This window comes from Aminobacter niigataensis, from assembly GCF_014200015.1.
Classification (GTDB): domain Bacteria; phylum Pseudomonadota; class Alphaproteobacteria; order Rhizobiales; family Rhizobiaceae; genus Aminobacter; species Aminobacter niigataensis.
In genome coordinates, this window is record NZ_JACHOT010000003.1 from 420,642 (window position 1) to 430,261 (window position 9,620).

Annotated in this window: 10 protein-coding genes; 5 read left to right on the forward strand and 5 right to left on the reverse strand. The window is 66.3% G+C overall.

What is annotated here, in order from left to right:
• Positions 1-161 precede the first annotated feature (161 nt).
• From GGQ99_RS15045 to GGQ99_RS15055, 3 genes are all read left to right on the forward strand, one after another.
• The gene (locus GGQ99_RS15045; protein ID WP_183263151.1) at positions 162-848 is read left to right on the forward strand and encodes a GntR family transcriptional regulator; all 687 of its coding nucleotides are present in this window, start codon (positions 162-164) and stop codon (positions 846-848) included.
• A 1-nt stretch (position 849) separates the two neighbouring features.
• Entirely contained in the window at positions 850-1,971 is a 1,122-nt protein-coding gene (locus tag GGQ99_RS15050; RefSeq protein WP_183263152.1) for an NAD(P)/FAD-dependent oxidoreductase, read from the forward strand.
• An 82-nt stretch (positions 1,972-2,053) separates the two neighbouring features.
• Complete coding sequence (locus tag GGQ99_RS15055) at positions 2,054-3,487, forward strand: NAD-dependent succinate-semialdehyde dehydrogenase (protein ID WP_183263153.1); 1,434 nt, start codon at positions 2,054-2,056, stop codon at positions 3,485-3,487.
• A 42-nt stretch (positions 3,488-3,529) separates the two neighbouring features.
• Here the strand turns inward: GGQ99_RS15055 and GGQ99_RS15060 are convergent, their stop codons facing one another.
• The gene (locus tag GGQ99_RS15060; RefSeq protein WP_108605877.1) at positions 3,530-3,994 is read right to left on the reverse strand and encodes an Lrp/AsnC family transcriptional regulator; all 465 of its coding nucleotides are present in this window, start codon (positions 3,992-3,994) and stop codon (positions 3,530-3,532) included.
• 130 nt (positions 3,995-4,124) lie between these two features.
• Between GGQ99_RS15060 and alr the strand changes: the two genes are divergently transcribed.
• Both alr and GGQ99_RS15070 read left to right on the forward strand, forming a co-directional pair.
• A complete protein-coding gene (alr, locus tag GGQ99_RS15065; RefSeq protein ID WP_183263154.1) occupies positions 4,125-5,258 on the forward strand; it encodes an alanine racemase in 1,134 nt (377 codons plus the stop codon).
• Positions 5,259-5,273: 15 nt separating this feature from the next.
• On the forward strand, positions 5,274-6,527 hold the full coding sequence (locus GGQ99_RS15070; RefSeq protein ID WP_183263155.1) for a D-amino acid dehydrogenase: 1,254 nt from the start codon (positions 5,274-5,276) through the stop codon (positions 6,525-6,527).
• 81 nt (positions 6,528-6,608) lie between these two features.
• Here the strand turns inward: GGQ99_RS15070 and GGQ99_RS15075 are convergent, their stop codons facing one another.
• From GGQ99_RS15075 to GGQ99_RS15090, 4 genes are all read right to left on the reverse strand, one after another.
• Positions 6,609-7,817 (reverse strand): ABC transporter substrate-binding protein, encoded by a 1,209-nt coding sequence (locus tag GGQ99_RS15075; RefSeq protein WP_183263156.1) that lies wholly within the window; start codon positions 7,815-7,817, stop codon positions 6,609-6,611.
• A 120-nt stretch (positions 7,818-7,937) separates the two neighbouring features.
• Positions 7,938-8,723: a lytic transglycosylase domain-containing protein gene (locus tag GGQ99_RS15080; RefSeq protein WP_343061735.1), complete on the reverse strand. Its 786-nt coding sequence runs from the start codon at positions 8,721-8,723 to the stop codon at positions 7,938-7,940.
• Positions 8,724-8,748: 25 nt separating this feature from the next.
• Positions 8,749-9,123: a hypothetical protein gene (locus GGQ99_RS15085; RefSeq protein ID WP_108605880.1), complete on the reverse strand. Its 375-nt coding sequence runs from the start codon at positions 9,121-9,123 to the stop codon at positions 8,749-8,751.
• 82 nt (positions 9,124-9,205) lie between these two features.
• Positions 9,206-9,613 (reverse strand): hypothetical protein, encoded by a 408-nt coding sequence (locus tag GGQ99_RS15090; RefSeq protein WP_159091539.1) that lies wholly within the window; start codon positions 9,611-9,613, stop codon positions 9,206-9,208.
• Positions 9,614-9,620 lie beyond the last annotated feature (7 nt).

Below are 9,620 nucleotides of genomic sequence, written 5' to 3' on the forward strand. Positions count from 1 at the left end.
CGGCGGCGATCCGCATGCAAGAACGATCCGGCCTAGCTGCGACCGCACTTGCAAAATCCGTGTTTTGCTGTTTGATGCATCATGTTTTTCCGACCGCAGACTGTCAAGGGCCAGCACGCGCCCGCAGGCAGGCCAAGACAGGTCGACAGGATCAAGGATCGATGAACGAGAGTTTCGGCTTGCGGGCGGTGGAACACGACAATCTCGGCGAGATCGTCTACGGCCAGCTGTCGGACGCGCTGATCAAGGGACGCTTCGCGCCTGACGCGCGGCTGACCATCCGCGATCTCGCGCAGTCCCTCGGCACCAGCGTGACACCGGTGCGCGACGCGATCCTCAGACTGATCCAGGACGAGGCGCTGGTGCAGAAATCGGCGCGCGAGGTGCGCGTGCCAGTGATGACACTGGGGCGCTATCTCGAGATACGCCAGATCAGGATGAATCTCGAAGGGCTGGCCGCCCGCGAGGCGGCGCTGAAGGCCGAGGCCAGGGACATGGCGCGGCTGCGCGATCTCATCGACCGCAATGAACAGGCGATCGCGGACGAGGACTGGGCCGGCGCGCTCGAACTCAACCAGACCTTTCATTTCGCCCTTGCCCAGATCGCCAACATGACGGTGCTGCGCGGCATACTGGGCCGGCTGTGGCTGCAGATGGGGCCGATGATCGCGGCGTCCTACCAGCATGGCGGCCGGGCCATGATCGACCAACACCATGTCATCCTCGCCGCCATCGAAGCTCGCGATGCCGACAGGGCCGAACGCGCCATCGTCGACGACATCAGGGGCGCAAGCTCGGTCATCATCGAGCAACTGAGCGCGCTGAAACCGGCCGGGGACGCTGCCTGACATGGACAGCGTCGACTGCATCGTCGCCGGCGCCGGCGTCATCGGCCTGGCTGTTGCCCGCGAGCTGGCGCGCCGCGGCATGGAGACGATCATTGTCGAGGCGGCGAATGCCATCGGCACCGAGACCAGCTCGCGCAACTCCGAGGTGATCCACGCCGGCATCTACTATCCGCAAGGCAGCCTGAAGGCGAAGCTGTGCGTCGCCGGCCGCGACAGGCTCTATGCCTATGCCGCCGAGCGCAACATTCCGCACAAACGCTGCGGCAAGCTGATAGCTGCGACGCTGCCCGGGCAGGAGGCGACGCTTGCCGGGATCATCGACAAGGCACGGGCCTGCGGCGTCGACGACCTGGTCATGCTGAGTGATGCCGAAGCGCAGGCGCTGGAACCTTCGCTGAATTGCGTGGCAGCGGTGCTGTCGCCCTCGACAGGCATCGTCGACAGCCATGCGCTGATGCTGTCGCTGCTCGGCGATGCCGAGGAACATGGCGCCTATCTCAGCCTCAACACCGAAATCGTGTCGGGGCGGATCGAGGCGGACCGGTTCGTGCTGCAAACGCGCGACGCCACGACCGGCAACGGCTTCGAGATCGCGGCGCGGCACTTCGTCAATGCCGCCGGGCTCGGCGCCAACAGCCTGGCGGCCTCGCTCGAAGGGCTCGACCCGCAATTCGTGCCGGAACTCAAGCTGGCGCGCGGCAGCTATTTTTCGGTTACCGGAAAGCCGGCCTTCTCCCGACTGATCTACCCGGTGCCCGAGCCGGGCGGGCTCGGCGTGCACCTGACGCTCGACCTCAATGGCGGCATGCGCTTCGGCCCCGACGTCGAGTGGATCGATACGAAAGATTATGCGGTCGACCCGCGCCGCGCCGACCATTTCTATGGCGAGATCCGACGGTACTGGCCGGACCTGGCCGACGGCAGCCTGAGCCCGACCTATAGCGGCATCCGCCCCAAGCTCTCGGGGCCGGGCGAGCCGGCGTCCGATTTCGTCATCCAGGGTCCCGAGACCCATGGGGTCAAGAACCTCGTCAACCTGTTCGGCATCGAAAGCCCGGGGCTGACCTCGTCATTGGCGATCGCCGAACTGGTGGCACAAAGAATTATGCCACCCTATGTCTAGCGCAACCACCCGATTACGCGTTTAGGCCAGCGTCGACGCAAGCCTGAGCCCGCCCCTCACGAACGACCAGCAAGGACACGCAATGTACCCTGACGTTAAACTGTTCATCGACGGCAAATGGACGGCCGCTGAAGGCGGCAACACCATCGACGTCTACAATCCCGCTACCAACGAGGTGATCGGCAAGGTGGCTTCGGCCGGCAAGGGCGACCTCGACCGGGCGCTTGCTGCTGCCGAACGCGGCTTCAAGGCGTGGCGCAAGGTCTCGCCGTTCGACCGCGCCAAGGTGCTGCGCCGCGCCGCCGAACTGATGCGCGAGCGTGTCGACCAGATCGCCACGCTGATGACGCAGGAACAGGGCAAGCCCATCGGCGAAGCCAGGATGGAAATCCTGTCGTCGGCCGACCTGTTCGACTGGTTCGCCGAAGAGGGCCGCCGCACCTATGGCCGCGTCATCCCGGCTCGCGCGCCCGGTGTCCAGCAGCTCGTCGTCAAGGAGCCGGTGGGCCCGGTGGCGGCGTTCACGCCGTGGAACTTCCCGGTGTCGCAGGCGGTGCGCAAGATCGGCGCGGCACTCGCCACCGGCTGTTCGATCATCGTCAAGCCGCCGGAAGAGACGCCGGCGTCGCCGGCATGCCTGGCCGACGTGTTCAAGGACGCCGGCCTGCCCGACGGCGTCCTCAACCTCGTCTACGGCAATCCGCCGGAGATCTCGAGCTACCTCGTGCCGCATCCGATCATCCGCAAGGTGTCGTTCACCGGCTCGGTGCCGGTCGGCAAGCATCTCGCAGCCCTTGCCGGCACGCATATGAAGCGGGCGACGATGGAACTGGGCGGCCATGCCCCGGCGATGGTGTTCGACGATGCCGACATCGACGCGGCAGCGGCGATCCTGGCGGGCTCGAAGTTCCGCAACGCCGGCCAGGTCTGCGTGTCGCCGACGCGCTTCCTGATCCAGGAAGGCTCGCATGACCGCTTCCTCGGCAAGTTCGTCGAGCATGTGCGCGCGGTGAAGGTCGGCGATGGCCTGGCCGAAGGCACCCGCATGGGCCCGCTGGTCAACGAACGCCGCCTCGAGGCGGTCGAGAAGCTGATCAACGAAGCGGTCAGCGACGGCGCCAGGATCGAGACCGGCGGCAAGCGCATCGGAAACAAGGGCTCCTATTTCGAGCCGACCGTGCTTTCGGCCGTCCGCCCCGACATGCGCATCATGAACGAGGAACCGTTCGGCCCCGTGGCGCTGGTGATGCCGTTCAAGACGTTCGAGGATGTCGTCGCCGAAGCCAACCGCCTGCCCTACGGGCTTGCGGCCTATGCCTTCACCAAGTCGAACAAGACGGTGACGGACCTCGGCTCCGAGATCGAAACCGGCATGCTGACCATCAACCATCTCGGCCTCGCCCTGCCCGAAACGCCGTTCGGCGGCATCAAGGACAGCGGCTACGGCTCGGAAGGCGGCTCGGAGGCGCTGGAGGCCTACCTGGTCACCAAGTTCCTGACCCAGGTAGCCGTCTGAGACTGACAACAAACCCGGCGTCGCAAGCGGCGCCGGGTTTTCTTACGACGCCTTCGGCCGTTTCGACTGCAGGATGTTGCGGATCGAAAAGCTGGAGTGGATGCGGGCGAGCCCCGGCAACGCCGACAGGATTTCCTTGTGCACGCGTTCGAAGTCGCCGGCACTGGCCACCTCGACGCGCAGGAAATAGTCGGAGTCGCCCGTCATCAGGTAGCACTCCTTGATCTCGGGGTAGCGCCGCACCGCAAGCTCGAAGCGATTGAAATAGTCCTCGGTCTGCCGCTCAAGCGTGATCTGGACGATGACGGCGATGCCCTCGTCGGCGGCAGCATTGCCGATGATCGCGGTGTAGCCGCGGATCACGCCTTCCTGTTCCAGCAGTTGCACGCGCCTGAGACAGGCGGACGGCGACAGGCCAACCTCTTCCGCCAGCCTGGCATTGCTGATGCGCGCATTTGCACGCAGGGCGCGGATGATGTTGCGGTCGATGGCATCCAGGGACGGCATCGCATTTCCTCCCAAACAGGCGAGAATAATTGCAGCAATCTCGTCTTGTTCGCACAAGCTGCGTCACATTGGCAAGATTTTCGACGATTGTTGCGGTATTGTCTTGACTAGGCGAGGACAGACCCCGGACATGACCATGAGCGTGCGTAGCGACATCGAGAGCCGTGCGGCCTGCGGGGTCCTGACCATCGACCTGAAGGCGCTGGTCTCCAACTACGACTTTCTTTGCCGGCAAACGGCACCGGCGAAGGCCGCCGCCGTCGTCAAGGCCGATGCCTATGGCCTGGGTGTCGCCCATGTCGCGCCGGCGCTCTACGAGGCCGGCTGCCGCGACTTCTTCGTCGCGCATTTCATCGAAGCCGTCAGGCTGAAGCCGTATCTCGCTTCCGACGCGCGCATCCTGGTGCTGAACGGCCTGATGCCCGGCAGCGAAGGCGACTGCGCCGATCTCGGCGTCGTTCCCGTGCTGAACTCGCTGGAACAGGTCGCCAACTGGTCGGCGACCGCCAAGGCGCGGAACACGGTGCTTGCTGCAGCCCTCCAGGTCGACACCGGCATGTCACGGCTAGGGCTGGAACCCGCCGAGGTCGACGCCCTGCTGGCAGAGCCCGAGCGGTTGGGCAGCATCCATGTCGACATCATCATGAGCCATCTCGCCTGCGGCGACGAGCCGGCGCACGCCGCCAACGCCCGCCAGCTGGCGCGAATGGGCGCCGTCCGCAGCCGCTTTCCCGACGCAAAACTGTCCTTTGCCAATTCGGCCGGCATCTTCCTTGGCGAGGACTATCGCGGCGACCTCGCCCGTCCTGGCATCGCGCTTTATGGCGGCGCGCCGCTGGCCGGAGCCGAAAACCCGATGCATCAGGTCGTGCGGCTCGAGGTCGGCGTGGTGCAGACCCGCACCGTGCCGGCCGGCTCAGAAATCGGCTATGGCGCGAGCTTCGTCGCCAAGTCGGAGATGCGACTTGCCACTATCGCCGCCGGCTATGCCGATGGCCTGCCGCGCCATCTCAGCAACACGGGCGCTGCCTGGTTCGGCGGCGTGCGCCTGCCCATCGTCGGGCGCGTGTCGATGGACAGCATCATCCTCGACATCACCGCACTGGAGCCCGGCACGCTGAAGATCGGCGACATGGTCGAGCTGATCGGCCCGCATCAGACGCTCGAAATGATCGCGGCGAACGCCGGCACCATTTCCTACGAAATCCTGACCAGCCTGGGCCGGCGCTACGAGCGCCGCTACCTCAGCCCGGCAGCGCGCTAACTCACAGGGGCAATCATGCGCATAGTCATCCTCGGCGCCGGCGTCATCGGCGTCACCTCCGCCTACTACCTGGCCAAAGCCGGCCACAAGGTCACCGTGCTGGACCGCCAGCCGGGCCCGGCGCTGGAGACCAGCTTCGCCAATGCCGGCGAGATTTCGCCCGGCTATGCCTCGCCCTGGGCCGCCCCCGGCATTCCGCAGAAGGCGATAAAGTGGCTGTTCATGAAGCACGCGCCGTTGATCATCCAGCCGATGCTCGATGTGTCGACCTGGCGCTGGGTGACGGCGATGCTGCGCAACTGCACCTCGGCCCGCTACGCGCTCAACAAGAGCCGCATGGTGCGTCTCGCCGAATACAGCCGCGACTGCCTGATCAACCTGCGCGACGACACCGGCATCCAGTACGACCATCGGACGCAAGGCACGCTGCAGCTGTTCCGCTACCAGAAGCAGCTCGACGGCATGGCCAAAGACATCGAGGTGCTGCAGAGCGACGGCGTGCCTTATGAAGTGCTCGACGCCACCGGCTGCGTCGGCGCCGAGCCGGGCCTGGCGCCGGTGCGCGAAAAGATCGCCGGCGGCCTGCGCCTGCCCAATGACGAGACCGGCGACTGCTTCAAGTTCACCAACGAGCTGGCGAAGCTCGCCGAAGGGCTCGGCGTCGAGTTCCGCTACGGCGTGAAGCTCGAAGGCCTCCGCCATGAAGGCAATCGCATCGTTGCCGTCCGCACCTCCGAAGGCGAGTTCGAGGCCGACACGTTCGTCGGGGCGCTGGGCAGCTTCACGCCGTCCTTCGTCAAGCCGCTCGGGCTCAGGGTGCCTGTCTACCCGGTCAAGGGCTACTCGATCACCGTGCCGATCGTCGACGAAAGCAAGGCGCCGGTGTCGACCATCATGGACGACACCTACAAGATCGCCATCACCCGCCTGGGCGACCGCATCCGCGTCGGCGGCATGGCCGAGATCGCCGGCTTCAACACCGACCTGTCGCCATCGCGCAAGGCGACGCTGCAGTTCTCGGTCGAGGACCTGTTCGGCGGCGCTGCCGACCAGAGCCGCGCCACTTTCTGGAGCGGGCTCAGGCCGATGACGCCGGATGGCACTCCGGTTATCGGCCGCACCCGGTTCGACAATTTCTACCTCAACACCGGGCACGGCACCCTGGGCTGGACGATGGCCTGCGGCTCTGGCCGCGTGCTGGCCGACATGATCGGCGGCACCCGCCCCGACATCGACGTCTCGGACCTGGCGCTGTCGCGCTACGCCTGAGCACGGTAACTACGAAAAAAGGCGTTGGAGATCGCTCCAGCGCCTTTTTCGTTGCCGCAGCAACAGCGAGCCGTGTGTGCCCTAGAAGCCCGAGGTCGATTTTTCGATCTGCGTGAGCTTGCCCTTGTCGATGCGGAAGAACGGCATGGCGCGTTCGCCCGCACCATCCTGGCGGAAGCGGAAGACGCCGGTCGAGCCGCGAAAGCCGGTGGGGTTTTCGATCACCTTCCTGGTGAAGCCCTTCGGCCCCATGGCACTGGCGATGCCGGCGGCAAGCGCCACCGTGTCGTAGCCATAGGCGACATTGACGTCGGGCTCGTAGTTGTAGGTCTTGCGGAAACGCTCGGCGATCGGCCCAATCTCGGCGCTGTCGAGCGTGGCGATGTAGGCGCCCTGCAAGACCGGATCGTCGATGCCGTGCTCGAGCCAGCGATTGGAGCCGACCAGCGTGACGTTCTTGCCGAGCACGCCCCTGGCCTTCAGCGCCGAGACCAGCGGCGCCGGGTTGGCGCCGCCACTGGCGATGACGACCGCCTGCGGATCGCTGACCAGCGCCATCATGTCGGCCACCGCCTTTTCCGAACCGCCCGGGCCGAAAGGCAGCGCCACGGCAAGCGAGGCGCCGTAGATCGAGAGGCTGTTGGCGACGCGCTTTTCGACCGCCTTGCCGGCCTCGCCCTCGGCCATGAACAGCACGAACTTGCGCGGACCCTTGGCGGCGATGGCGGCAGCGCCGGCGGCGGCACTGTCGGCTTCGTTGAGCCTGACCGAATAGACACCGGGCGCACCGGCATAATTGTCGGCAAGGGCCAGCACCAGCGGCCGGTTGGCACCCGAGATCGCCGCCAGTTGCCGCACGGCGCCTTGTTCGGAAGGGCCGATGACCAGCTTGGCGCCCGAGGCCAACGCACCCGTGGTCAGCGTGCGCGCCCGGCCGTCATTGCCGCCGGTGTCCTCGACATTGAGCGTGATGAGATCGTTGCCGAGGTCGGCCATGGCCAGCGCTGCCGCGTCGCGCATCTTGCGGCCGCGGTCGCCGGCGGCTCCACCGGCGGAGAGGGGCAAGAGCATCGCCACCTTGACCGGCCCCTTGCCCAGCGTTTCTCCGGCCTTGGCCGGGCCTGCCTTCGCGGCAGCTGCAGGCGCGGACGCGGCACTGCCGTCGGCAGCGGTGCCCAGCACGTCCTCGCTGCCGGTGCCAGACTGGCAGGCGCTAAGACCGAGCGGCAGCGTCAAGGCGAGAGCCAGCAATGCGGCATGCCGCAAGAAGCGCTGTCGGGATACCGTCATCATTCCTCCCTGGCGCATGACCCCGATTTTCGGCAGGGCCCCGTGCGCAGATTCAAGGCGCCGCAGCGTCCGCGCGCCCAATGGGACACGTGGCGCAGCAAGGCACCCCCGCATGCAGAACTAGCCGCCAAACAGCTTGGCGCGCAAGCTGCGGATGTGACGCGCCTGAGCCGCCGGCCGGTATTCGGCGCAGCGCATGTAGCGCGGCCCCGGTACGAAGGAGCGCCTGACGCAGACGCCCTTGGGTGCCGCCGACCCGGTGGCCGTGACTTCGCCAAGGCCGGCCACGGCTGCGAAACCGAACGTCGCCTCGGGCACCGTACCGGTCACCGTGTGCCCATCGCGTTGCAGGATCGCCCGCGCCCTCAGGCAATAGCGCACCGAAAGCGCGGAAAACCGCGTCTCGGCATGGCCTGCGCGGTATTTCATGACAGTCGTGCAGAGGTCGCCGCCGCCAAGCCGGAACGCGGCGGCGAGGTAGCGCACGCCAAGGGCGATGTTAGTGCGCGGGTCGGCCAGCTCGGCGAGCGTGCCGCGAAAACCCATCAGCCGGGCGGTGGCCGGCATCACCTGCATCAGCCCTATCTCGCCGTCGCCGCCGCGCGCCTCGGGATCGAAAAAGCTCTCGATCTCCATTACCGCAAGGGCGAACTCGGCCGGCAGGTCCCTGGCCGTGGCTTCGCAGGCGGCAAATGCACGGAAGGCTTCCCTGCCGGCATCGGCGCCCGGATCGGCGCATTGCGCCGGCGCCGCGACATGATCGGCCTGCGGCAGCCTGAACTCGGGAACGGCGGCGGAAGCCGCGGTCGCCGCCAAGGCCAGGCAGCCAAGAGCCGCGGCAGCGAAGCGCCGTCCCATCGCGCTGGGCCGGGGCCCATCGGGCGGCATCGCCACGGCGAAGGCCACAGGAGAACTCGTACCCTCTGCCCGGCTAGTTCATGTACTCGACCATGCGGCTGTGGAAGCACTCGCATTTGTTGAGGTAGTCTTCGTCGCGGTAGTTGGTCTTGAGATAGCCGTAGGCCTTGCCGCAGGCGACCTTGGCTTCGGAGGCCCAGACGAAGACCGGGCGCTTGGAATCGATCCACTGCGAGCTGTTCGCCGCCGCAACCGCTTCGTCCATCAAGCGCACGACCTCAGTGCGGAGCTCGCCGACATTCTCGTTCAGCGCGAGGCTGGACGTGCCGGCCATGCTGCAATAGCTGACCGTGGGCATGTCGATCAGGTCGGCTGCCGCCGCCTGGCCGGCGAAGGCTGCCAGGCAAAGGCCGGCAAAGGCCGACCGAATCTTCCAGTTGAAAGCCATGAGAAGTCCCCTCTCCTGCCGGCGTTGCCGGCTGTCACCCATTCACGTCCCCGCCCGGAAAAGACCAGGCGTATTCAAAACCTCAAAGCGTGCCGTGCCCGGACGAGCCATCTTCCTCAAAAAGGATGGTGAACGGCACCATGGCGACGGCGGTGTCCCCGGCCATCTCGGCAACAACAACGTCGACCGGCGCCGAACCCGCAAGATCGGCCGCGGGCGCCAGCAGATGCGGGATCAGGTCGGAGATCTCGATGACTTCGCCGAACAGGGCGTCGGCGAAGATCTCGCCGAGCGCTGCATGATCGGTTGCCGGCACCGGAGCCGGCGCGAGGGTTGGGCCGCTGTCGGGCAACAAATCTGACCCATCCGCAACCCAAGGCGATGCCAACCCCAAATCGACCGCCAGGTGTACAGCGGCCTGCAACGGGTTCGACTCCGCCGGAAGATCGGCGGAGTCCTGATTGAGTCGTGGAGTAATCGATCTGACCATTGCTACT

Excerpts from the sequence above, each read along its gene's own strand:
- GGQ99_RS15085 (WP_108605880.1), bottom strand. The coding sequence starts at position 9,123 with ATGGCTTTCAACTGGAAGATTCGGTCGGCCTTTGCCGGCCTTTGCCTG.
- GGQ99_RS15045 (WP_183263151.1), top strand. The coding sequence starts at position 162 with ATGAACGAGAGTTTCGGCTTGCGGGCGGTGGAACACGACAATCTCGGC.
- GGQ99_RS15060 (WP_108605877.1), bottom strand. The coding sequence starts at position 3,994 with ATGCCGTCCCTGGATGCCATCGACCGCAACATCATCCGCGCCCTGCGT.
- GGQ99_RS15090 (WP_159091539.1), bottom strand. The coding sequence starts at position 9,613 with ATGGTCAGATCGATTACTCCACGACTCAATCAGGACTCCGCCGATCTT.
- GGQ99_RS15075 (WP_183263156.1), bottom strand. The coding sequence starts at position 7,817 with ATGACGGTATCCCGACAGCGCTTCTTGCGGCATGCCGCATTGCTGGCT.
- GGQ99_RS15050 (WP_183263152.1), top strand. The coding sequence starts at position 850 with ATGGACAGCGTCGACTGCATCGTCGCCGGCGCCGGCGTCATCGGCCTG.
- alr (WP_183263154.1), top strand. The coding sequence starts at position 4,125 with ATGACCATGAGCGTGCGTAGCGACATCGAGAGCCGTGCGGCCTGCGGG.
- GGQ99_RS15070 (WP_183263155.1), top strand. The coding sequence starts at position 5,274 with ATGCGCATAGTCATCCTCGGCGCCGGCGTCATCGGCGTCACCTCCGCC.
- GGQ99_RS15055 (WP_183263153.1), top strand. The coding sequence starts at position 2,054 with ATGTACCCTGACGTTAAACTGTTCATCGACGGCAAATGGACGGCCGCT.